Consider the following 22,438-nt stretch of genomic DNA (forward strand, 5'->3'; position numbering starts at 1 on the left):
AGGGCGCGCAGCGTCCCAGCCGCACCACCACGCGAGGCGAGGGCGCGCAGCGTCCCAGCCGCACCACCACGCGAGGCGAGGGCGCGCAGCGTCCCGAGCGCGTCCGCAGGACGCGGCTTTTCCGGGCGACGCGCGGGCGCCGACCAGCTCCGGAGCGAAGCGACGGAGATGGGAGGATGACGCCCGCGCTTGGAGCCCGGCAGCAGCACAGTCCGCGCTTGGAGCCCGGCAGTCAGGGCAGCGCGAGCATCTGCTCCAGTGCCTGCCTGGCGTACTTCGCGGTCTCCTCGTCGACCTTGATCCGGTTGACGACCTTGCCCTCCGCGAGGGACTCCAGCGTCCACACCAGGTGCGGCAGGTCGATCCGGTTCATCGTCGAGCAGTAGCAGACCGTCTTGTCGAGGAAGGTGATCTGTTTGTCCGGGTGTGCCTTCGCCAGCCGCTTGACCAGGTTCAGTTCGGTGCCGATCGCCCAGGCCGTCCCGGCGGGGGCCGCTTCGACCGTACGGATGATGTACTCCGTCGAGCCGACGTAGTCGGCCGCCGTGACCACCTCGTGCTTGCACTCGGGGTGGACGAGCACGTTCACCCCGGGCACCCGCCCGCGCACGTCGTTGACCGTCTGCAGGCTGAACCGGCCGTGCACCGAGCAGTGCCCGCGCCACAGGATCACCTTCGCGGCGCGCAACTGCTCGGGGGTGACGCCGCCGCCGGGCTTGTGCGGGCTGTAGATGAGGCAGTCGTCGAGGCTGAGGCCCATCTCCCGTACGGCGGTGTTGCGGCCCAAGTGCTGGTCGGGCAGGAACAGCACCTTCTGGCCCTGTTCGAACGCCCAGTCCATGGCCCGTTTGGCGTTGGACGAGGTGCAGATCGTCCCGCCGTGCCGTCCGGTGAAGGATTTGATGTCCGCCGAGGAGTTCATGTACGCGACCGGCACGGTCACGTCGGCGACGCCCGCGTCGGCCAGGACGTCCCAGCACTCCTCGACCTGGTCGAACGTCGCCATGTCGGCCATCGAACATCCGGCGGCCAGGTCCGGCAGGACCACCTGCTGGTCGTCGCCGGTCAGGATGTCGGCGCTCTCGGCCATGAAGTGCACACCGCAGAAGACGATGTACGGCGCGTCGGGCCGCGCGGCGGCCTCCTGCGCGAGCTTGAACGAGTCGCCGGTCACATCGGCGAACTCGATGACCTCGTCGCGCTGGTAGTGGTGGCCCAGTACGAACACCTTGTCGCCGAGTTTCGCCTTGGCCGCGCGGGCCCGGCCGACGAGGTCCGGGTCGGACGCCGCGGGCAGGTCGCCGGGGCAGTTCACCCCCCGTTCGCTGTACGGGTCGGAGTCCCGGCCGAGCAGCAGAAGGGCGAGCGGAGTGGCTTCCACGCCTGGCGGAAGGTCGAGATCGTTGGTCGCGGTCACGGCGCGGCCCCCTTTTCGTCTAATTGACGTTATCTATACTACTGTGTTCGCGTCAGTCCGACGACTTCGGGGTGTCCGGACTCGCGGCGCCCGCACCTTTGGGGGCCGCGGGACGGCCTCCGGCGGACTCCGCGGGTGTGCGACGATTAATACAAGGCCCGGAAACTCACGGGTGAGCCGGGAACAAGACCCGGGATGCCGAAGGTTGCACCAGCCAGACGGCATTGTCGATCCACCAAGTGGGAGCTTGCAGATGACTGACACCTCGGTTGAGAAGACCACCGCCAGCGGCGTCCTGCTCAGCGGCGAAGCCGCCGTCAAGGTCCGGACCCTGCTCGAGCAGGAGGGGCGTGACGACCTCGCGCTCCGGGTGGCCGTCCAGCCCGGCGGCTGCTCCGGCATGCGCTACCAGCTCTTCTTCGACGAGCGTTCGCTCGACGGTGACGTCGTCGCCGACTTCGACGGTGTGAAGGTCGTCACCGACCGCATGAGCTCCCCGTACCTCATGGGCGCCACCATCGACTTCGTCGACACCATCGAGAAGCAGGGCTTCACGATCGACAACCCGAACGCGGGCGGCTCCTGCGCCTGTGGCGACTCGTTCAGCTAGAGTCCCGGCGGCACAAGCGGACGGCGGGCCCCTCCTTTCCAGGAGGGGCCCGCCGTCCGCTTGCGCTCGGTGCCCTGGAAGGCCGCCGGACATCCAGGCCGGACGCCGCTCGCTGATCCGGCCTGGATCTTCAATGGCCGTCTAGTCGCCGTACTCGGACATCCCGGCGACCAGGTCCGCGCCGTGCTCGGGGACGGTGACGGCGGGGGCGGCGGAGGCGCAGGCCTGTGCCGGGCGGGGCGCGGCGTGCGCGGTCGTCCATGAGGAGTCGATGCGGCGGCAGTCGCGGCGCAGCTCCTCCAGGGTCTCGGCTTCGGCCTGTGAGGGCATGGGTGCGGGGGTTCGGCCAGGCATGGGTGTGGAGCCTCCTTCTGTCTCCCCGAACCCTAAGCGGCACAGTACGTGACCGCACTGTCTACTCACAGGTAGCTTTCTGGATCTTGATCACTACCTGCCGGTATACCGGCGGGTCCGGCTGATTCACCCTCCAGGGACAGTCTTGTCGCCCGGCGCGGCGCACGGTGCCGGTACGGTGATCGACGCCTTAAGTACCCGCACGTGCCGCCCGCCGTACCAAGACCAGGAGCAATCCCTGTGCGTATCGCTGTGACCGGCTCGATCGCCACCGATCACCTGATGACCTACCCCGGCCGCTTCGCCGATTCGCTGGTCGCCGACCAGTTGCACACGGTGTCGCTGTCCTTCCTCGTCGACAACCTGGAGATCCGCCGCGGCGGAGTCGCCCCGAACATCTGCTTCGGCATGGGTGTCCTGGGCCTCAAGCCGGTCCTGGTCGGCGCGGCCGGCGCGGACTTCACCGACTACCGGTCCTGGCTGGACCGGCACCACGTCGACACGTCGTCCGTGCACATCTCGCAGACCAAGCACACCGCGCGCTTCGTCTGCACGACCGACGACGACCACAACCAGATCGCGTCCTTCTACACGGGCGCGATGAGCGAGGCCCGGGAGATCGAGCTCCAGCCGATCGCCGACCGCGTCGGCGGCCTCGACCTGGTCGTCATCGCCGCCGACGACCCCGAGGCGATGGTCAGGCACAGCGAGGAGTGCCGCGAGCGGGGCATCGCGTTCGCCGCCGACCCCTCCCAGCAACTGGCCCGCATGTGCTCCGAGGACATCAGGCTGCTCGTGGACGGTGCCGCCTACCTGTTCACGAACGAGTACGAGAAGAGCCTCATCGAGCAGAAGACCGGCTGGTCCGAGGAGGAGATCCTGGACCGCGTCGGCGTCCGGGTCACCACTCTGGGCGCGAAGGGCGTACGGATCGACCGCAAGGGCGAGCCGACCATCCGGGTGGAGGCCCCGCAGGAGGAGCGCAAGGTCGACCCCACCGGCGTCGGTGACGCCTTCCGCGCGGGTTACCTCTCGGGCCTGTCGTGGGGCCTGTCGCTGGAGCGGTCCGCGCAGCTGGGCTGCATGCTGGCCACGCTGGTGATCGAGACGGTCGGCACGCAGGAGTACCACTTGCGCCGCGAGTCGTTCCTACAGCGCTTCGAGAAGGCGTTCGGCGAGGCCCCGGCCGCCGAGGTGGCCGCCCACCTGCGCTGACCGGCCCGACTGTGACGGTCCTGGGGTTTGCCGGCCGGCCGAAGGTGGTCACCGCGGCCTGGAAACCCCAGGAGCGTTACTTTCTGCGTACGAGATGACTCCCCGGCTCCGGCTCCCCCTCATAGGCATGTCCGGTCATCTCGCACCACGCCGGGATGTCGAGCCGGGCCGCCTCGTCGTCGGACAGCACCGTGACGAGCCCTCCCGGCTCCACATCGCCGATGTGTTTCGCCAGCTCGATGACCGGCACCGGGCAGCGACGGCCCAACGTGTCGATGATCAACGATTCAGTGACCCGTACGGGTGAAACATCAGAAGTGGCCGCCGCGGTCGCGGAAACCGCAGCCGCCCCGGTCACTTCGCGCAGTCCGGCGACGACGTGCGGCAGCACCTCCAGGAACCGGTCCACGTCCTCCTCCCTGGTCCCGCGGGGGAGTGAGATCCGCACGTTCCCCTGGGACAACACCCCCATAGCCGTCAGGACATGGGACGGCGTCAGCGTCGAGGACGTGCACGACGAACCGGAAGACACCGCGAACCCGGCCCGGTCCAGGGCCGTGAGCAGCGCCTCACCCTCCACGTACAGGCACGAGAACGTCACCAGGTGGGGAAGCCGGCGCACCGGGTCCCCGACCACTTCCACGTCCGGGACCAACTGCGGGACCCGCGTACGGATCCGCTCCACCAGACCGGAGAGCCGCAGGTCCTCCGCCGCGCCCCCGGTCGCCACCGCGCCCAGTGACATCGCCGCCGCCACGACCGCGGGCACGTTCACGAAGCCCGGCACCCGCCGGGCCTCGCGTTCGTCGTACGGGAGTGGTGACGCGTAGCGCGTCCCCTTCCGCACCACCAGGAGGCCCACCCCGGCCGGGCCGCCCCACTTGTGCGCGCTCGCCGTCAGCACCGACCAGCCGTCCGGCACCGGCAGCCGGCCCACCGACTGCGCCGCGTCGACCAGCAGCGGGACCCCGCGGTCCCGGCACGCGGCAGCGACCTCGGCGAGCGGCTGGACCGTACCGACTTCGTGGTTGGCGCTCTGCAGACACGCGAGCGCGGTGTCGTCCCGCAGCGCGGCGGCGAACGCGCCGACGTCCACCCGCCCCGCCCGGTCCACCGGAACGGCGGTGAAGTCACGGCCGTCCATCGAATGGAGTACGGAGGAGTGCTCGACCGCGCCGACCACCGCGTGCGCACCGGTCCGCCGCCGTCCGGCCAGCGCGCCCAGCACACCGAGCTGCACGGCCTGGGTGCCGGACGTGGTGAAGGAGACCTCGTCCGCGCGCACTCCGAGGACCGACGCGACCGTCTCGCGCGCGGCGTCCAGGAGCAGCCGGGAGCGGCGTCCGTCGTGGTACTGCCGGGCGGGGTCGGCCCAGCCCTCCGCAAGACCGTTCAGCAGGGCGGTGCGGGCAACGGGGTGCAGCGGCTCAGTTGACGCCGCGTCGAAGTACGCCATGGAAGGACCGTATGACAACCGGCGGGTCGCGCGCGGACACGCGGTCGATATGCGGACAGACCAGCCTGGTAACCCGTTCGGATGATGAAGAGCGCCCGACCGCTGCGCCACGGGGGACCTCGGCGCGCGACGCCAATTGTGCTGGAGTAGGGTTTGGCCCGCAGAAACATCCATACCTGCCCGTACAACGGGGAGACCCGGGGTGAAGGTTCCCCTGGCCGCTCCACGCTCCGTATGGGCGAGAGATCGGGAAGGCGCTACGTGAGTCCCTACGGCTCCGACCGCTCGCCGCGGCGCTCGATGCGGCGAAAGGTGCCGCAGCTGCTGGCTCTGGGCCTCGTCATCGCGACCGCCACTGGCTGCACGTCTGAGGACCTGCCCAGGCTTGGGCTGCCGAACCCCGTCACGGAGCAGGGCCCGCGCGTCCTCTCCCTGTGGCAGGGCGCTTGGATCGCCGCGCTGATCGTTGGCGTTGTGGTGTGGGCTCTCATCCTCTGGAGTGTGTTCTTCCACCGGAGGTCGCGCACCAAGCAGGAGATCCCGCCGCAGACGCGTTACAACATGCCGCTGGAGGTCCTCTACACGATCCTCCCCGGCATCATCATCGCGGTCTTCTTCTACTTCACCGCGCGTGACGAGACCGAGCTCCAGAAGCTCTCCGAGAATCCCCAGAACCGCGTCAACGTGGTCGGGGTGCAGTGGAGCTGGGGCTTCAACTACAACTTCCAGGTCGACGGCCAGGGCGACCAGTCCGATGACGTCTACGTCATGGGCACGCCCCGCAACCCCCCGCAGCTCGTGCTGCCCAAGGGTGAGACGGTCCAGTTCGAGCTGACGTCCCCGGACGTCATCCACTCCTTCTGGGTCCCGTCGTTCCTTTACAAGCTCGACGTCGTCCCCGGCCGGGTGAACAAGTTCGAGATCACCCCGACCAAGGTCGGCGTGTACGACGGCAAGTGCGCCGAGCTCTGCGGCGCCGACCACTCGCGCATGCTCTTCACGGTCAAGGTCGTGGAGCCGGACGAGTACCGCAAGTACCTCGCCGACCTCAAGGCCAAGGGACAGACCGGGCACGTCCGCCACAGCATCAACATGCCGGCGGACGAGCACACGGCGGGAAGTGAAGCCAAGTGACGATCCTCAACGAGCCGCAGTCGGTGGCCGCGGCGGAAGCTCCGTCGGGATACCGCAAGCAGCCGGGCAGCGTCGTGGTCAAGTGGATGACGACCACTGACCACAAGACCATCGGCAGCATGTACCTCATCACCTCCTTTGCGTTCTTCTGCATCGGTGGTGTGATGGCGCTGCTCATGCGTGCGGAGCTGGCCCGTCCGGGCTCGCAGTTCCTCTCGAACGAGCAGTTCAACCAGGCGTTCACGATGCACGGCACCGTGATGCTGCTGATGTTCGCGACGCCGCTGTTCGCGGGCTTCACGAACTGGATCATGCCGCTGCAGATCGGCGCGCCCGACGTGGCGTTCCCGCGGCTGAACATGTTCGCGTACTGGCTCTACCTCTTCGGCAGCCTGATCGCCGTGGCCGGCTTCCTCACCCCGCAGGGTGCCGCCGACTTCGGCTGGACCGCCTACGCACCGCTGTCCGACGCGATCCGTTCGCCCGGCATCGGCGGCGACATGTGGATCATGGGTCTGGCGATGTCCGGCTTCGGCACGATTCTCGGCTCGGTCAACTTCGTCACCACGATCATCAGCATGCGCGCACCGGGTCTCACGATGTTCCGCATGCCGATCTTCTGCTGGAACGTGCTGCTGACCTCGATCCTGGTCCTGATGGCGTTCCCGATCCTCGCCGCGGCGCTGTTCGCGCTCGAGGCGGACCGCAAGTTCGGCGCCCACGTGTTCGACCCCGCCAACGGCGGGCCGATCCTGTGGCAGCACCTCTTCTGGTTCTTCGGGCACCCCGAGGTGTACATCATCGCGCTGCCGTTCTTCGGCATCGTCTCGGAGATCATCCCGGTGTTCGCCCGCAAGCCGATGTTCGGCTACAAGGGCCTCATCGGCGCGACCATCGCCATCGCCGGCCTGTCGGTGACGGTGTGGGCGCACCACATGTTCGCCACCGGCGCGGTGCTCCTGCCGTTCTTCTCCTTCATGACGTTCCTCATCGCCATCCCCACCGGCGTGAAGTTCTTCAACTGGATCGGCACGATGTGGCGGGGCTCGCTGAGCTTCGAGACACCGATGCTGTGGACGGTCGGCTTCCTGGTCACGTTCGCCTTCGGCGGTCTGACCGGTGTGATCCTGGCTTCGCCGCCGCTGGACTTCCACGTCTCCGACTCGTACTTCGTGGTGGCGCACTTCCACTACGTGGTGTTCGGCACCGTGGTGTTCGCGATGTTCGCCGGCTTCCACTTCTGGTGGCCGAAGTTCACCGGCAAGATGCTGGACGAACGCCTGGGCAAGATCACCTTCTGGACGCTCTTCATCGGCTTCCACACCACGTTCCTGGTGCAGCACTGGCTCGGTGCCGAGGGCATGCCGCGGCGTTACGCGGACTACCTCGACAGCGACGGCTTCACCACGCTGAACACGATCTCCACCATCGGCTCGTTCCTCCTGGGCGCCTCGATGCTGCCGTTCCTGTACAACGTCTGGAAGACGCACAAGTACGGCAAGAAGATCACCGTGGACGACCCGTGGGGCTACGGCCGCTCGCTCGAGTGGGCGACGTCCTGCCCGCCGCCGCGGCACAACTTCACCAGCATCCCGCGGATTCGCTCCGAATCCCCGGCCTTCGACCTCCACCACCCGGAGATCGCCGCGCTGGACTACCTGACGGACGAGAAGGCCTCCCTGGTCGGCGTTGACGCCGGTGCCAAGGGCGCAAAGGAGGGCGACGCCTGATGAAGTCGACAGGTGCGATCCTCTCGATCGTCGCGGTCTTCCTGCTGCCGACGACGGTCGTCTACTGGCTCTGGTCCAAGGACCCGACCGGCACGACGGCCCTGGCGCTGACCTTCGGTCTGGCCGTCATGATCGGCTACTACCTCTGGTTCACCGCCCGCCGGATGGACATCCTGCCGCAGGACAACGAGGTGGCGGAGCCGGCGGACGACGCCGGCGAGCTCGGCTTCTACGCCCCGCACAGCTGGCAGCCGCTGCTGCTCGCCTCCGGTTGCGCCCTGCTGTTCCTGGGTGTCATCTTCGGCTGGTGGCTGGCCCTGTTCGCCGTACCGCTGGTCATCATCGGTGTGTTCGGCTGGGTCTTCGAGTTCTACATGTGGAAGGACCGTCGCTACTGACGGTCTGTTCACAGATCTCCTGATGAACCTGATACAAGGGTCCGGTAGTCTTCCGGACCTGAGCGGCACAGTGCTAGAGAAGTCGACGCAGGCCGGTCACCCCCGTGGTGGCCGGCCTTGCGCCGTCTTCGGGCCCGTGTCCGGATAGTCCCGGGATAAGGCCGGAGTCCCGGATTGCGGAGGACCGGCGCGACCCCCTCGGGAGGAGGGGCCGCGGGCTGCCGACTGTCACGGTTTCGTGACAGGTCATCAGGTACGTGAAACCCCATGTCGCGACGGTGCGTCGGAGTGGGTAGTAAAGATCCGGTGGAGCGGGGGTGTGCCCGCCCGGCGGACGCTGTGGGAGAACAGCACGGGAAACGTGCGGTGGAAACAGGGGAGGGGACCCGCGTGAGCCGGTACGACGGAGTAACGCGCAGGAACAGGGGCGTCCGGCGTGCCGTGGCGGGGTTGGTCGTAGCGCCGCTCATGCTGATCGCCGCCTGCTCGTCAGGCGGCGACGGGGACAAGGTCGGCCCGGCGGCGGCCAACGGCGGGCCCGGCACGCCCAAGCCGGGCGGCAAGTCGGCCGCGGCGCCGGCGCAGGTCGCCGTAACCCCGGCGGCCGGGGCGAAGAAAGTGGAGACCGAGGGCGCGCTCGCGGTCACCGCGACCGGCGGCAAGGTCACCCAGGTGACGGTCACCGACGCCAAGGGCGGTGCTATCGCGGGAGAGGTCAGCTCCGACGGCGCCAAGTGGATACCGAAGGTCCCGCTGCTCAACGGCGTGACCTACACGGTCAACGCGAAGGCGGCGAACGCCGACGGGGCCGAGACGACGGGCCAGTCCACCTTCACCACGGTCGAGGCGGACAAGACCTTCTCCGCCGACTTCACCCCGTTCGAGCAGGGCGACACCGTGGGTGTCGGCACGGTCGTCTCGGTGAAGTTCACCAAGCCGGTCAAGGACAAGGCCGCCGTCCAGAAGAACCTCAAGGTGACCGCCGAGCCGGCGGTCGAGGGCTCGTGGAGCTGGGTCACCGACAACGACGGCAGTGAACGCGCGGACTTCCGTCCCAAGGAGTACTGGAAGACCGGCACGAAGGTGACCTTCGAGGCGCACCTCAACGGGGCCAAGGCCGGCCCGGGGCTGTACGGCAAACAGGACAAGAAGATCGACTTTACGATCGGCCGGTCCTCGGTGTCGGTGGTCGACCTGATGACCAAACAGTTGACGATCACCCAGGACGGCCAGCAGGTCCACAAACTGCCGGTGTCCGCCGGCGGGCCGTCGTTCGCGACCTGGACCGGCACGATGGTGGTCCTGGACAAGCAGGACGGCATCGACATGAACTCCGAGACTGTCGGTCTCGGCGACGCCTACAACATGAAGAACGTGCGGTACGCGGTGCACCTGAGCAACTCGGGCACCTACGCGCACGCCGCACCGTGGAACGAGGGCAAGTTCGGCGTGCTCAACGACAGCCACGGCTGCATCGGCATGAGCACGTCCAACGCCGGCGTCTTCTACAAGCAGGCGATGGCCGGTGACCCGGTCGAGGTCGTCAACGGTACGGAGAAGAGGCTCAAGACCGGCAACGGCTTCGGGGCCTGGAACCTGACCTGGGACGAATGGGTCAAGGGGTCCGCGCTGAACGCGGACGGCACGCCGAAGGCGGCTGCGACCTCCTGACGCGGTCGCTTGAGCGGTATTGAACCGGAGGCCGGCCCTGTCGGGGCCGGCCTCCGGCGCGTTCCCGTCACCCTGAAGTGTGCAATCGTCGACAAAATGCGTGTATACACGCAAAAAAATGATCGAAGCGGGCGATACTCGACCTCGTTGAGCGTCGGGCCGGTCGGGTGCCCGGGCACGCAGCCACCCGCAGTGGGGGCTGTCGGGCGGGAGGTCGGGCGTGACAGTGGAGCACCAGCAGGGCGACGGGGTCTCCACGACTCCCGGGGCCTGCCCCACAGCACGTTCCACGGCGCTCTCCGCGGCCCGTTCCCAGGAGCGCCGGCGGCGGGGGATCCGCCGTGCCGCCGGTGCCGCCGTGGCCGCCCTCCTGGCCGCCGCGGCGGGCTGCACACCGTTCTGGGAGTCCGGGGACTCCGCCGGACGGACCACGGGCACCGTCGCGTTCCTCTCCACTCCGGCGGACGGCAGCGCGGCCGTCGCCCCCGACGAGCCGGTCAGCGTCGGCGCGGGGGCCGGACGGCTGACCGCGGTCACCCTGGCCGGTCCCGACGGCAAGCCGCTGGACGGGCGGCAGAGCCCCGGCGGCGGCTCATGGATCAGCCGCACGCCGCTGCGCTACGGCACGGCCTACACCCTCACCGCCGCCGCCGTGGACCCGCAGGGGCGGCCCGTGACCCACAGGACCGTCTTCACCACGCTCACCCCGAAGAAGGTGACCGCGGTCAAGGCGGTGGTCCCGGCGGACGGCGCCACCGTGGGCGTCGGCATGCCGCTGACCGTCACCTTCGACGCGGCGGTCCCTGACGACAAGTCCATCCGTACAGCCGTCGAACGCAGGCTCACCGTCACCTCGACCAAGCCCACCCAGGGCGCCTGGCACTGGACCGACGGCAAGACCGCGCTGTTCCGTCCCGCCGACTTCTGGGCCGCGGACTCCAGGATCACCGTGGCCACCGACCTGGTCGGCCTGCCCATGGGCGACGGGGTCTACGGCGCGGCGGGCGGCACACACGCGTTCAGCACCGGCGCGGCCCTCGTCGCGACCGTTGACGCGGGGGCGCACGAGATGACCGTCGAGCGCAACGGCGAAGTGCTGCGGACCGTCCCGGTGACCACCGGCAAGCCCGGCTTCACGACCAGGTCCGGCACCAAGGTGGTGCTCGGCAAGGAGCGTCACGTCCGGATGGCCGGCGCGACGATCGGCATCCCCGAAGGCAGTTCCGAATCGTACGACCTGGACGTGGACTGGGCCGTCCGGGCCACCTGGAGTGGCGAGTACCTGCACGCCGCGCCCTGGTCCGTCGGCTCCCAGGGCCAGGCGAACGTCAGCCACGGCTGCGTCGGCATGAGCACCGCGAACGCCCGCTGGTTCTACGGCCTGGCCGACGTCGGCGACGTGGTGAAGGTCGTGAACACCGGTGCCCGCAAGTCCATGGAAGTGACCGGCAACGGCTTCGGCGAGTGGAACGTCCCGTGGGCGGAGTGGGCGGCGGGGAGCCTGGGCGGGGTGATGAAGGTCGGCAAACCTGCCTAGCGACCACTGGACTTCCTGAAACCCACCTGGGGGGTGGCTGTTTCGTCAGGGTTCAGTGTTCCCGGGTTGGGAATCACTAGGCCTGACGGCTTGGAGATCTCTGATGCGATGGATCGCGCATCCACATCTGAGCTCTCCATCCTGGCGATCATTGCTTCGCCGGGACTAAGGTCGTCGCGACGAATCCGACGTTCGCACTCGTGGGGGCGCGATGCGCTAACCGGCGGCCGGGCATCTGATCGAGCGGATCAGCAAGACCATCGACGCGAGCCCCTCCGGGCGTTCGTGACCAGTACGCTCCACCACCGCACCGACATCCGGATCCGGCCCGACCAGATCCCGTTCTCCGGCTCGGTCGAGGGCGAACGGGCGCTGCGGGTGCGGTTGATCTACCAGAACCAGCAGCCGGACGCGGCGCGGGTGACGCTGCCTGACCGCGGCACGATGACCTTCCAGCCGGACGACACCATCCGGCTCTACACGACCCGCAAGTACCTGCGGGACGGGTTCGCCGACATCCTGACCGACTGCGAATTCCTCAAACTCACCGACGCGGGCTCGGACTTCACCCCAGCCGGGCACGGGAACTCCCGCTTCGGAATGGACCTGGTCCTGGCCAGGCGTGACCCTGCAGCGGGTACGGGTTGCGCGACCACCCCTTGAGCGGGTCTGCACCGCTGCTGAACTCCTGACCCGGGTGAGGCACTTCCCCCGGATCTCACTGAAGCCGGGACCCGGCCGTTCCGGTCCCGTGCGTTCCGGGAACCCCGGAGATACCACAAGTCGGCCGCGACAACCCAAGGGGACGCCCATGTCAGTGGAACCCGGACCGTTCGAGCCCTGCCTCCCCGAACGGGTGGCGCACTACATCGCCCACAGTGATCTGCGGTGGTCGCTCACCGCCGTGGGCGAGGACCAGTCGGACCGCCTCGCCCAGGTGACCAGCGCCCTGCGCGGACGCATGGGGGACGGTGCGGGCAAGTGCCTGCCGGCGGGCGCGAAGACCTGGGGGATCGGCCTGGCGGTCGCCTGGGAACGGGCCCGCGCCGACCCCTTCTACCTCGTGATGCGGGAGAGCATCGCCGGCTTCGCGCGCAGCTGGCAGAAGGTCAAAAGACATGTGGGCCCGCAGTTCGGGGTCTACATCAGCCTCGGCACCGGGACCGGGACGAAGGACCGCAGCCTGCTGTCCGCGGTCGAACGGGACCGCGGCGAGGCGGGGATGGAGTACGTCAGCGTGGACGCGAGCGCGGAGCTGCTGCGCCTGGACGCACGGCGGGCGGTGAACACCCGGGCGGTCAACGCCGCCAAACTGGCCGGGGTGCAGATGGACATCTCCGTGCCCGGGAACCTGGCGGCGCTCCGGCAGTTCGTGGAGGGGCTGTTCGGCGCCCAGCCGGTGCTCTACTCCATGCTCAGCAACGAACTGGCGAACCACCCGGACGACCTCCGGGTGCTGGCGGACATCCGGAAGCTGCTGATCCGCGAGCAGGACCTGCTCCTGCTCGAACTGTCCACCACCGCGGCCCTGGCCCAGGAGCACGCGGTCGAGGCCGCCGCCGAGTACTGGAACAGCGTGATGTTCCGGGAGTTCGTGCTCAGCCCCCTGCTGAGCTACACGGACCTGCCGATACACCGCGACTGGCTCGACTTCGACGGCAGCGTCGAACCCGGCCTCGGCCTGGCGCACGGGGGCCGGGCGCTCCGGGTGGACATGTCCTACCGCAACGGCCGGTCCGAGGACCTGTGCATGACCCTGCCGGACCGGGACCAGGTGACGTTCCGCAGCGGCGAGCGGATCCTGCTGCACATCACCCGGAAGTACTGCGACGAAGGTGTGGCCCAGCTGCTGCTCGACGCCGGGCTTGAGACGATCCCGTCCGGCGACGGGCGGGAGTCGCAGACGCGGTACGAGTTCAGTGCCACGCAGTCGCCGCCGCCGCCGTTCGGCATGCAGTTGATGCTGCTGCGCGGGGCGCAGGAACGCGACGGCGGGACGGGGACGCGCAACATCTTCCCGGACACCTCCGGCGGAGGCGGGGAATGACGGGGCGCCGGATCGGTCTGCGGCAGCTGCTGTGGACGGTCGCGTACGGAAGCATGGCCGCAGCGGTGGTCCTGGGCGTCTGGTGGATCGCGGCCGGCGCGGACGCGCCGCACCGCATCGAACCCGCGGTCAACGCGCTGGCCCTGTTGGGGGCCCTGCTCGGCATCGCGGAGCAGCGCAGACACGAGTCCGACCAGCGCAGGCTCGCGGTCCAGGCGCGCCGCTCCGGCGCACTCCAGGCCCTCCTCGCGGAGATCCGGACCAACCGCGGGGCCCTGGAGGAGATCAGCGCGGCGGGCGGCGTCCGCGGCGGCGGGATCCGGATCATGCCCCGGATGCTGACCTCGGCGGTGGATTCGGCGCTGGTCGGGCGCAGCCTGGACGAGGTGCGCGACCAGGACCTGGTGCTCGTGCTCCACCGGTGGCGGGACGAGGCCCGCGGGCTGAACCAGCGCCTCGACCTCGCGCACACCAAGCTGTTCGTCGTGCAGCCGGACAACGGGGAAGGTGACACCCGCGTCAGCGACGAGGAGCGGAAACTCCTCATCGGCCGGTCGGCGTACGCCCGCAACGCGCTGACACTCCTGGAGACGGTGGAGGCGCAGCTCGCGGCGCGCACATGAACGGGAAAGGAGCAGGGCCCCACCGGATTCCTCCGGTGGGGCCCTGCTCTGTACCTATCGCGCCGTGCCTTGCCGTGCTGATGTGGCGTCAGCAAGTGGTGCCACCGGGACCGTGAGGCGGTCAGTGGTGACCGTGGCCCTCGGTGATCTCCTTGTACTCCTCGGCGGTCGGCTTCTCGATCTGGTCGCCGAAGTAGCCCTTCGCGAGCTTCGCCCGCAGCTTCTGGCCGAGGCTGGTCTTCTTCGCCACGCCGTTCTCGTCCACGGCCGGCTCGAGCGCCACCGGCTGGTGCTGCTCGTGCGAGGTGAGGATGTGCATCTGCTCCTGGTCGAGCGGTTCGTGGATCTCGATGAACTCGCCGTGCGGAAGCTTCTTGATGACACCGCTCTCGCGGCCGTGCAGGACCTTGTCGCGGTCCCGCCGCTGGAGGCCCTTGGCGATCCGGACGGTGGCCATGTAGGCCAGCACCGGGCCGACGAAGAACATGACCCGGCCGATCCAGGTGATCGTGTTGATCGACAGGTGGAAGTGCGTCGCGATGACGTCGTTTCCACCGCAGACCCACAGCACGCCGTACGCCACGATCCAGGCCACACCGATACCGGTGCGGGTCGGGACGTTGCGCGGGCGGTCCAGGATGTGGTGCTCGCGCTTGTCGCCGGTGATCCACGCTTCGAGCCACGGGTACGCGGCGATGCCCATGAACAGGACACCCGGCAGGATCGCCGACGGGATCAGCACGTTGAAGCTGAGAGTGTGGCCCCAGATGTTCCACTCCCAGTTCGGCATGAGCCGCAGGGAGCCTTCCAGGAAGCCGATGTACCAGTCGGGCTGCGAACCGGCGGTGATCTGACCCGGGTGGTACGGACCGTACGCCCAGATCGGGTTGATCTGCACCAGTGCGGAGATCGCCGCGATGATGCCGAAGACCACGAAGAAGAACCCGCCGGCCTTCGCCACGTACACCGGCATCAGCGGTGCGCCCACGACGTTCTTCTCGGTGCGTCCGGCACCGGGGAACTGGGTGTGCTTGTGGTAGAAGACCAGGACCAGGTGGACGGTCAGCAGACCGACCATGATCGCCGGGACCAGCAGTACGTGGACGGTGAACAGCCGCGGCACGATGTCGTGGCCGGGGAACTCACTGCCGAACAGGAAGAACTGGAGGTAGGTGCCGACCAGCGGCACCGCCAGGATGACGCCGTTGGCGATGCGCAGACCCGTACCCGACAGCAGGTCGTCGGGGAGCGAGTAGCCGGTGAAGCCGTTCACCATCGCCAGCACCAGGAGCAGGAACCCGAACAGCCAGTTGATCTCGCGCGGCTTACGGAAGGCACCGGTGAAGAAGATGCGGAACATGTGGACGAACAGGGCGGCGACGAAGATCAGCGCCGACCAGTGGTGGATCTGCCGCATGAGCAGACCACCGCGGATGTCGAAGCTGATGTCGAGCGACGACTTGTACGCCTCGGACATCGGGATGCCCTGGAGCGGTGTGTAGGAGCCGTTGTAGACGACTTCCATCATGCTGGGCTTGAAGAACAGCGACAGCCATACGCCGGTCAGCAGCAGGATGACGAAGCTGTACATCGCGACTTCACCGAGCATGAACGACCAGTGGTCCGGGAAGACCTTGCGGATGTTCTTCTTGGCGAGGCCGTAGATCCCCAGGCGCTCGTCGAAGTAGTCCGCGGTCTTGACGCCCGGGTGGTCGTTCTTGATCGGCCGCGGCTCCGTGCTGGTGGAGTGTGCGGTCTTGGTGTGGGCGCTCATGGTCAGCCACGCTCCCAGAAGCTCGGGCCGACCGGCTCGACGAAGTCGTGCATCGCGGCCAGGTCGCCGTCGGCGTCCACCTGGATCCGCAGCTGCGGCAGCGAACGCGCGGCCGGGCCGAAGACGACCTTGCCGTTGTCGGCCAGGTCGAAGGTGGACTGGTGACACGGGCACAGCAGGTGGTGCGTCTGCTGCTCGTACAGACCGATCGGGCAGCCCACGTGGGTGCAGATCTTCGAGTACGCCACGATGCCCTCGTGGCCCCACTCGAACTCACGCTTGGACTTGATGTCCCGGGGCTCCAGACGGACGAGGAGGATGGCGGCCTTGCCCATCTCCTCCAGGAAGTTCTCCTCGGCCGGGTGGACGAGACCGTGCTCGAGCTCGGCACCGTCCTCGCCCTTCTTCGCCAGGCCGGGCGGGCGCGCCATGGTCAGCGCGCCCTTGACGATCATCTCGGGGCGCAGCGGCCTGCCGGTCGCCTCGTTGATGAGCTTCATGCCGGGCTTCCAGGCGGTGTGCCGCAGCTTCGTCCCGGGCAGCGGGCCCAGGTCGCGCAGCAGCACCACACCGGACAGCGGCACCAGGGCCAGCGCACCGATGAGGGTGCGGCGGATCAGCGGGCGACGGCCGATGGCGCTGTCCTCAGCGCCCTCGATGAAGCCGCGGATGGCCGTCTCGCGGGCGTCCGGGTCGGAGGCCGCGGGGTGCCGCTCGTCGACGAGCTCGACGTCCGACATCAGCGTGCGGGCCCAGTGCACGGCGCCGGCGCCGATGCAGAACAGGGCCACGCCCAGGGTCATGCCGAGCGCGAGGTTCTGCGCGTTGACATTGCCCAGGTAGAAGACACTGATGATCTTGTCTTTGTCGATGCCGACGTAAGCGGCGATGAAGCCGACCGTCGCGACCATCGACACGATGAAGAGGAACGCCACCTGGCGCTCGGCCTTGTCGGCCGCCTTCTCGTCGATGTCCGTGCGTCGCGGCTCGTGCGGGGGCAGGCCAGGATCGGCGAACGGATCGTCCGTCGTCGCTACGCCGCCGCCAGGTGCGTGCACCTGGGGAAGCACTTCTTCTGACATGTCTTGGCTACTCACTTGGTCCTGGCCTTGGAGGTCCGGGCGGCGATCCAGACGGCGCTCAGGATCAGGGCGCCGAGAGCGAAGATCCACACGAACAGACCCTCGGAGACCGGCCCGAGATTGCCAAGGGCCAGACCGCCGGGGTTCGAGTCGTTCTTAGTGGTGTGTTCCACGTACGTGACGATGGCCTTCTTCTGCTCCTCCGGCATCGACGCGTCCGGGAAGGACGGCATGCTCTGCGGGCCGGTGAGCATGGCCTCGTACATGTGCTTGGGGTCCACGCCCTTCAGCGGCGGAGCGAACTTGCCCTCGGTCAGGGCACCGCCCGCGCCGGAGAAGTTGTGGCACTGCGAGCAGTTCGTACGGAACAGCTCGCCACCCTGGGCGATCAGCTTCTCGTCCGGGGTGTAGAGCTTCGCCTCCGGCTTGGCGGGGCCGCCGAAGGAACCGATGTACGCCGCGAGCTGGTCGATCTGCGCCTGGGTGTACACCGAGGGCTTGCGCGGCATCTGGGCGCCGGGCTGCTGTGCGGGCATCCGGCCGGTCGCGACCTGGAAGTCGACGGCCGCGGCGCCCACACCCTGGAGGGAGACGCCGTCGGAGCCGCCGTCGGCGTTCAGGCCGTGGCAGCTGGAGCAGCCGCTGAGGTACAGCTTCTTGCCCTCTTCGATCGCGATCGAGGTGTTGCCGTTCTCGGCCTGGGCCTTGCCCGGCGAGAACGCGGCGTAAAGACCCCCGGTGACCGCGAGCGCGAAGAGGAGGACGACGAGCGCGGCTAGGGGGTGGCGCCGTCGTGCTGAGAGCTTTTTCACGAAAAACCCCGGTCTGTCTACGTGTTGGGTCGGTGGTCGGCTACTGGATGACGTAGATCGTCGCGAAGAGACCGATCCACACCACGTCCACGAAGTGCCAGTAGTACGACACGACGATCGCGCTCGTCGCCTGCTCGTGCGTGAACCGCCGAGCGGCGTACGTCCGGCCGAGAACAAGCAGGAAGGCGATGAGACCGCCCGTCACGTGCATGCCGTGGAAGCCTGTGGTCAGGTAGAACACCGTGCCGTACGCCGAGGACGAGAGCGTGAGCCCCTCCTTGACGAGTTCGGTGTACTCGTAGACCTGACCGCCGACGAAGACCGCGCCCATGATGAACGTGATCACGAACCACGAGCGGAGCTTCTTGACGTCCCCGCGCTCGGCCGCGAAGACGCCGAGCTGACAGGTCAGTGAGGAAAGCACCAGGATCGTGGTGTTGACCGCCGAGAACGGTACGTTCAACTCACCGGCCCCATGGGCCCAGACCTCGGCTCCTTGCACCGAGCGAATCGTGAAATACATCGCGAACAATGCCGCGAAGAACATCAGCTCCGACGCCAACCAGACGATCGTGCCAATGCTGACCAAATCGGGCCGCTGCACGGCGCTGTGCGCTCCGGGTGCCGGCCCTGCCTCTACAGAAGTTGCTGTCGCCACGGCCGCCATTATTGCGGTCGCGGAAACCGGCCACACTTCGGGGGGCAACTTAGGGTGAACGTGTCAGGTCTAGGCTTTGGTTCCGTGACCGGCACTGCGAGTGGCCCGGATCTGTACCTGGCACATGCGACACCAGGGAACATCCCGCCCCAACTGACCCCGATAAGGCTCCTGACCGGCTGGGTGTTCGAACCCCTGCCGATCCTGGTGGCGCTGCTGTTCGGCGGCCTCTACCTCTACGGCGTGCACAAGCTGAAGGCCGGCGGCAACCCCTGGTCGCCCTGGCGTACGTTCTCGTTCCTGGGCCTGGGCCTGGGCACTTTCCTGATCGCGACCGAGTCCGCGCTGGCCGCGTACGACACGGTTCTGCTCAGCGTCCATATGGTCCAGCACATGGTGCTCAGCATGGTCACGCCGATCTTCCTGGCCCTGGGCGCGCCGATCACGCTGGCCCTGCGCACGCTCCCCCGGAAGTGGAGCAAGCGCCTGAACTCGGTGCTCCACAGCCGGATCGCGAAGGTTTTCACGTTCCCGGTGGTCGCCGGATTCATCTTCGTACTCAACCCGTTCGTGTTGTATTTCACGCCCTGGTACGAAGCCACGCTGAACAACTCGTTCCTGCACGACCTGAACCACGTGCACTTCGTGATGATCGGCTGCCTGTGGTTCTGGACGCTCCTGGGAATCGATCCGATGCCGCGCGTGTCGTTCCCGATGCGGATGCTCGCGGCCTTCGTGACGCTGCCGTTCCACGCCTGGCTGGGCATCGCGATCATGAGTTCGAAGGACCTGATCGCCGGAGACTGGTACCACGACCTGGGCCGGACCTGGGGCGCGTCGATCGCCTCCGACCAGGAGACGGCCGGCGGAATCCTGTGGTCCAGCGGCGACATCATCGGCTTGATCATGTTCATGACCCTCTTCTTCCAATGGGTGAAACAGTCCGAGCGCGAGGCCAGGCGGGAGGACCGCAGACTGGACCGCCTGGAGCTCATCGAGGCCGGTCGTACGGCCCGTGCGGCACGTCTGGCCGGTGCGGACGGAGCGGCTTCCGCCGCCGGATCCGGCGGGGACGGAGTGGGCCGTACGGATGACTCCAGCCGTACGAGTGACACCGACTCGGCCGAACGGGTGACGACGGAGCCGTCGGCGCCGTCCGGGGAGAAGTGACGCGGTGGTCTTCGGCCGACTGTTCACGCGCCGCCGTGCGGTGCCGCCGATCGTGGACGACGGGACGCTGACCGTCCTGGAGTCCTGCGCGGACCCCGCGGTCGCCGACTCCGCCGTCGTCGGCCGGCTGACCGCGGCCGGACACGACCCGGAAGCCGGTCCGTACGTCGTCCGCTATCTCCTGCGGCTCCCGGACGCCGACGCGGTCGCGGAGGCCGGCCGGATCCTCGCCGGGGACGGCTGGACGATCCGGGCCCTCCCCGGCGGCCTGACCGGCGTCTCCCGGCAGCAGAAGCCTGACGGCCTCGAACTGTCCCGCGAGCGCAGCCGCATGGCCGGACTGGCCCAGCGCCTGGGCGGCGACGCGGAAGCCTGGGAAATCCTGCGCTGATCTGATGCCGGGCTCCAAGCGTCGGCGTTTTCCTCCCTCCCTTGGACTCCCTCCCTTGGACTCCGTCCGGGAGGTGCCCCCGCCGTCGCTTCGCTCCGGAGCCGCTCGGCGCCGACGCGTCGCCCGGTCAGGCCGCGTCCGCCGGACGCGCTCCCTCGCTTCGCTCTGTCGCCTGACGGGGGTGCCGCTTCGCTCTGTCGCGATCTTTGGCCTACCGGCGCCCCTGATGCCCTAATGTTGTCCGCGTCACATTCCGTGGAGTCCTATTTTCGACCCGGACAGGTGGGCAATGGCGCACAGCAGTGACCAGCACGGCGGCGACAGCGTGAAGGTCCTCGTCTACAGCGACGACCGCAACACCCGGCAGAAGGTCATCCTGGCCCTCGGCCGCCGCCCCGCCGCCGACGTGCCGGCGGTCGAGTACTTCGAGTGCGCCACCGAGCCCGTGGTCATCGCCGCCATGGACAAGGGGGGCATCGACCTGGTGGTCCTCGACGGCGAGGCGACCCCCGTCGGCGGTATGGGCATCTGCCGGCAGCTCAAGGACGAGATCTACCAGTGCCCGCCGGTGCTGGTCCTCGTCGGCCGCCCGCAGGACGACTGGCTGGCCACCTGGTGCCGCGCCGACGCGGCCGTGGCGCACCCGCTGGACCCGATGGTGCTCGCCGGGGCCGCGGCCGACCTGCTGCGCAGGCGCGCGGCGGGCCTCACCCCCGCCTGACGGAGCCGCACCCGCGGAGCGATGGGCGCGAAGCGTCCCGGAGCGCGTCCGGAGGGCACGGTCCTTCCGGGCGACGCGCGGGCCCCGGAGCGCTGGCGACGGGGACGGGGACGGGAGGATGACGCCCGCGCCCGGCGCCCGGCATCGGATGAATAAGCTCTTGCCGTCCTCGTAATGACGTATGACGGGAAAAGGAGCGGACCATGGGCGGCCATCGCGCGATGACCGGCAACGACCTCGAGCAGGTCCGTTCCTGGCCGGGGATACTGTCCGCGCTGATGCGCGGTCAGGACCTGCCGACCCAGGCCACCGCATGGGCGATGGACCAGGTCATGTCAGGGGCGGCCACGCCGGTGCAGGTCGCCGGGTTCATCGTGGCGCTGCGCGCCAAGGGCGAGACGGTCGACGAGGTCTCCGGGCTGGTCGAGGCGATGTACGCGCACGCGACCACGATCACCGTCCCCGGGCGGATCGTGGACGTCGTCGGCACCGGCGGCGACCGGGCCAAGACGGTCAACATCTCCACCATGTCCGCGATCGTCGTCGCGGGCTGCGGCGAGACCGTGGTCAAGCACGGGAACCGGGCGGCCTCCTCGGCCAGCGGCTCGGCCGACGTGCTCGAAGCGCTCGGGGTGGTGCTCGACCTGACGCCGGAGCAGGTCCGTACGACCGCGGTGGAGACCGGCCTGAGCCTGTGCTTCGCGCAGCGCTTCCACCCCGCGCTGCGGCACGCCGCGCAGGCCCGCCGGGAACTCGGCGTACCGACGACGTTCAACTTCCTCGGCCCGCTCACCAACCCGGCCCGTGCCATGCACAACGCGATCGGGGTGGCCGATCTGCGGATGGCCCCGATCGTCGCCGGAGTGCTCGCCGACCGCGGTGCGAGCGCGCTGGTGTTCCGCGGCGACGACGGTCTGGACGAACTGACCGTCACCACCACCTCGCAGGTGTGGATCGTGCGCGACGGGGAGATCCGGGAAGACCGCCTCGACCCGCGCGACCTGGGGATCCCGCTGGTCCCGATCGAGGCCCTGCGCGGCGCTGACGCGGCCTACAACGCCGACGTGGCCCGGCGTCTCCTGGACGGGGAGAAGGGGGCCGTACGCGACGCTGTGGTGCTGAACTCGGCCGCCGCGCTGGCGACCCTCGGGGACGGCGCCGGATCGCTCACCCAGCAGTTGGCCGGCGGCATGGAGCGGGCGGCGGAGGCCATCGACTCCGGCCGGGCCCGGGCGGCCCTGGACCGCTGGGTGGAAGTGACCCGCGCCTACTGAAGCACGGGACAGGGAACCGCGGACCCCTTCCGTACCCTCCTGAGGGGTACGGAAGGGGTCCTCTTCCGTGGGGGCGGCAAACCGGGGGTTTGTCCTGAATCGGGATCAGGTGTCGTGGTGGGACGCCGGTCCCAGAATGCGGGACACAGGGGAACAGGGTTGCGACAGAAGATCCGGTCTGTCGATAATCCATGCAGGTCACGAGTGACAGTTTTCAAGGCCCCGGCTGGCTGTCCGGCAACCCTCCCTCCGCGGCGGGGTGCCCCCGGGTGACGACCAGGCTGTGTGCGAAGACGCATACGGCAAGCGCGGACCCTTAGCGTTGCCCTGGGCAGGACGAACCAGACGGCAGTGTCGCTGAAAG

22 protein-coding genes and 1 riboswitch are annotated in these 22,438 nt (G+C 68.6%); of the genes, 15 read left to right on the plus strand and 7 right to left on the minus strand.

Features of this window, described 5'->3' with window-relative positions:
• Positions 1-232: 232 nt before the first annotated feature.
• A complete protein-coding gene (gene nadA / locus AC0Z36_RS24680; RefSeq protein ID WP_485465234.1) occupies positions 233-1,417 on the minus strand; it encodes a quinolinate synthase NadA in 1,185 nt (394 codons plus the stop codon).
• A 253-nt stretch (positions 1,418-1,670) separates the two neighbouring features.
• Here nadA and AC0Z36_RS24685 point away from each other — a divergent pair, with 253 nt between their 5' ends.
• On the plus strand, positions 1,671-2,027 hold the full coding sequence (locus AC0Z36_RS24685) for a HesB/IscA family protein (protein ID WP_485465235.1): 357 nt from the start codon (positions 1,671-1,673) through the stop codon (positions 2,025-2,027).
• Positions 2,028-2,168: 141 nt separating this feature from the next.
• On the opposite strand, the gene AC0Z36_RS24690 is transcribed toward AC0Z36_RS24685, so the two are convergent.
• A complete protein-coding gene (locus tag AC0Z36_RS24690; protein ID WP_485465236.1) occupies positions 2,169-2,381 on the minus strand; it encodes a hypothetical protein in 213 nt (70 codons plus the stop codon).
• A 240-nt stretch (positions 2,382-2,621) separates the two neighbouring features.
• On the opposite strand from AC0Z36_RS24690, the gene AC0Z36_RS24695 reads away from it, so the two are divergent.
• Positions 2,622-3,596 (plus strand): carbohydrate kinase family protein, encoded by a 975-nt coding sequence (locus AC0Z36_RS24695; RefSeq protein WP_485465237.1) that lies wholly within the window; start codon positions 2,622-2,624, stop codon positions 3,594-3,596.
• Between the two features lie 76 nt (positions 3,597-3,672).
• Here the strand turns inward: AC0Z36_RS24695 and AC0Z36_RS24700 are convergent, their stop codons facing one another.
• Positions 3,673-5,052, minus strand: coding sequence for an aminotransferase class V-fold PLP-dependent enzyme (locus AC0Z36_RS24700; protein ID WP_485465238.1), 1,380 nt, complete (start codon positions 5,050-5,052; stop codon positions 3,673-3,675).
• 261 nt (positions 5,053-5,313) lie between these two features.
• Between AC0Z36_RS24700 and ctaC the strand changes: the two genes are divergently transcribed.
• The 8 genes from ctaC (at position 5,314) to AC0Z36_RS24740 (ending at position 14,192) form a co-directional block, all read left to right on the plus strand.
• Entirely contained in the window at positions 5,314-6,186 is an 873-nt protein-coding gene (ctaC, locus tag AC0Z36_RS24705) for an aa3-type cytochrome oxidase subunit II (RefSeq protein WP_485465239.1), read from the plus strand.
• Positions 6,183-7,916 (plus strand): aa3-type cytochrome oxidase subunit I, encoded by a 1,734-nt coding sequence (ctaD, locus tag AC0Z36_RS24710; protein ID WP_485465240.1) that lies wholly within the window; start codon positions 6,183-6,185, stop codon positions 7,914-7,916. Before ctaC ends, ctaD begins: the two co-directional genes overlap by 4 nt.
• Complete coding sequence (locus AC0Z36_RS24715; protein WP_485465241.1) at positions 7,916-8,314, plus strand: cytochrome c oxidase subunit 4; 399 nt, start codon at positions 7,916-7,918, stop codon at positions 8,312-8,314. The genes ctaD and AC0Z36_RS24715 overlap by 1 nt, the downstream gene beginning before the upstream one ends.
• A 450-nt stretch (positions 8,315-8,764) precedes the next feature.
• Positions 8,765-9,985: a L,D-transpeptidase gene (locus tag AC0Z36_RS24720; RefSeq protein WP_485465242.1), complete on the plus strand. Its 1,221-nt coding sequence runs from the start codon at positions 8,765-8,767 to the stop codon at positions 9,983-9,985.
• A 220-nt stretch (positions 9,986-10,205) separates the two neighbouring features.
• The gene (locus tag AC0Z36_RS24725; RefSeq protein WP_485465243.1) at positions 10,206-11,522 is read left to right on the plus strand and encodes a L,D-transpeptidase; all 1,317 of its coding nucleotides are present in this window, start codon (positions 10,206-10,208) and stop codon (positions 11,520-11,522) included.
• A 285-nt stretch (positions 11,523-11,807) separates the two neighbouring features.
• The gene (locus tag AC0Z36_RS24730) at positions 11,808-12,185 is read left to right on the plus strand and encodes a hypothetical protein (protein WP_485465244.1); all 378 of its coding nucleotides are present in this window, start codon (positions 11,808-11,810) and stop codon (positions 12,183-12,185) included.
• A 148-nt stretch (positions 12,186-12,333) separates the two neighbouring features.
• Positions 12,334-13,569, plus strand: coding sequence for an L-histidine N(alpha)-methyltransferase (locus AC0Z36_RS24735; protein ID WP_485465245.1), 1,236 nt, complete (start codon positions 12,334-12,336; stop codon positions 13,567-13,569).
• Complete coding sequence (locus AC0Z36_RS24740; RefSeq protein WP_485465246.1) at positions 13,566-14,192, plus strand: hypothetical protein; 627 nt, start codon at positions 13,566-13,568, stop codon at positions 14,190-14,192. Before AC0Z36_RS24735 ends, AC0Z36_RS24740 begins: the two co-directional genes overlap by 4 nt.
• 121 nt (positions 14,193-14,313) lie before the next feature.
• Here AC0Z36_RS24740 and qcrB read toward each other — a convergent pair whose 3' ends face one another.
• From qcrB to ctaE, 4 genes are read right to left on the minus strand one after another with little or no spacing between them, the layout of a single operon-like run.
• Positions 14,314-15,966, minus strand: a complete 1,653-nt coding sequence (gene qcrB, locus AC0Z36_RS24745; RefSeq protein WP_485465247.1) for a cytochrome bc1 complex cytochrome b subunit — start codon at positions 15,964-15,966, stop codon at positions 14,314-14,316.
• A gap of 2 nt (positions 15,967-15,968) precedes the next feature.
• Positions 15,969-17,063: a cytochrome bc1 complex Rieske iron-sulfur subunit gene (qcrA, locus tag AC0Z36_RS24750; RefSeq protein ID WP_485465248.1), complete on the minus strand. Its 1,095-nt coding sequence runs from the start codon at positions 17,061-17,063 to the stop codon at positions 15,969-15,971.
• On the minus strand, positions 17,060-17,860 hold the full coding sequence (gene qcrC, locus AC0Z36_RS24755; protein ID WP_485465249.1) for a cytochrome bc1 complex diheme cytochrome c subunit: 801 nt from the start codon (positions 17,858-17,860) through the stop codon (positions 17,060-17,062). The genes qcrA and qcrC overlap by 4 nt, the downstream gene beginning before the upstream one ends.
• Positions 17,861-17,900: 40 nt before the next feature.
• A complete protein-coding gene (gene ctaE, locus AC0Z36_RS24760; protein ID WP_485465262.1) occupies positions 17,901-18,464 on the minus strand; it encodes an aa3-type cytochrome oxidase subunit III in 564 nt (187 codons plus the stop codon).
• Here ctaE and AC0Z36_RS24765 point away from each other — a divergent pair.
• The 5 genes from AC0Z36_RS24765 to trpD all read left to right on the plus strand — a co-directional run bounded on the left by AC0Z36_RS24765 (position 18,373) and on the right by trpD (position 22,074).
• The gene (locus tag AC0Z36_RS24765) at positions 18,373-18,576 is read left to right on the plus strand and encodes a hypothetical protein (protein ID WP_485465264.1); all 204 of its coding nucleotides are present in this window, start codon (positions 18,373-18,375) and stop codon (positions 18,574-18,576) included. The genes ctaE and AC0Z36_RS24765 overlap by 92 nt on opposite strands.
• 26 nt (positions 18,577-18,602) lie before the next feature.
• Positions 18,603-19,688 carry a cytochrome c oxidase assembly protein gene (locus AC0Z36_RS24770; protein WP_485465250.1) on the plus strand — a complete coding sequence of 362 codons (1,086 nt, stop codon included), beginning with the start codon at positions 18,603-18,605 and terminating at the stop codon, positions 19,686-19,688.
• A 4-nt stretch (positions 19,689-19,692) separates the two neighbouring features.
• Complete coding sequence (locus AC0Z36_RS24775) at positions 19,693-20,079, plus strand: hypothetical protein (protein WP_485465251.1); 387 nt, start codon at positions 19,693-19,695, stop codon at positions 20,077-20,079.
• Between the two features lie 289 nt (positions 20,080-20,368).
• Positions 20,369-20,800, plus strand: coding sequence for a response regulator transcription factor (locus AC0Z36_RS24780; RefSeq protein WP_485465252.1), 432 nt, complete (start codon positions 20,369-20,371; stop codon positions 20,798-20,800).
• A 221-nt stretch (positions 20,801-21,021) separates the two neighbouring features.
• Complete coding sequence (trpD, locus tag AC0Z36_RS24785; RefSeq protein WP_485465263.1) at positions 21,022-22,074, plus strand: anthranilate phosphoribosyltransferase; 1,053 nt, start codon at positions 21,022-21,024, stop codon at positions 22,072-22,074.
• A gap of 196 nt (positions 22,075-22,270) precedes the next feature.
• A riboswitch (SAM riboswitch) is annotated at positions 22,271-22,389 on the plus strand.
• Positions 22,390-22,438 lie beyond the last annotated feature (49 nt).

It is taken from the genome of Kitasatospora sp. UYEF31 (assembly GCF_057291755.1).

Bases quoted from the DNA above. Each gene is read 5' to 3' on its own strand.
- AC0Z36_RS24740 (WP_485465246.1), top strand. From the start codon at position 13,566: ATGACGGGGCGCCGGATCGGTCTGCGGCAGCTGCTGTGGACGGTCGCG.
- qcrB (WP_485465247.1), bottom strand. From the start codon at position 15,966: ATGAGCGCCCACACCAAGACCGCACACTCCACCAGCACGGAGCCGCGG.
- AC0Z36_RS24780 (WP_485465252.1), top strand. From the start codon at position 20,369: ATGGCGCACAGCAGTGACCAGCACGGCGGCGACAGCGTGAAGGTCCTC.
- AC0Z36_RS24715 (WP_485465241.1), top strand. From the start codon at position 7,916: ATGAAGTCGACAGGTGCGATCCTCTCGATCGTCGCGGTCTTCCTGCTG.
- AC0Z36_RS24735 (WP_485465245.1), top strand. From the start codon at position 12,334: ATGTCAGTGGAACCCGGACCGTTCGAGCCCTGCCTCCCCGAACGGGTG.
- AC0Z36_RS24685 (WP_485465235.1), top strand. From the start codon at position 1,671: ATGACTGACACCTCGGTTGAGAAGACCACCGCCAGCGGCGTCCTGCTC.
- AC0Z36_RS24700 (WP_485465238.1), bottom strand. From the start codon at position 5,052: ATGGCGTACTTCGACGCGGCGTCAACTGAGCCGCTGCACCCCGTTGCC.
- trpD (WP_485465263.1), top strand. From the start codon at position 21,022: ATGACCGGCAACGACCTCGAGCAGGTCCGTTCCTGGCCGGGGATACTG.
- AC0Z36_RS24690 (WP_485465236.1), bottom strand. From the start codon at position 2,381: ATGCCTGGCCGAACCCCCGCACCCATGCCCTCACAGGCCGAAGCCGAG.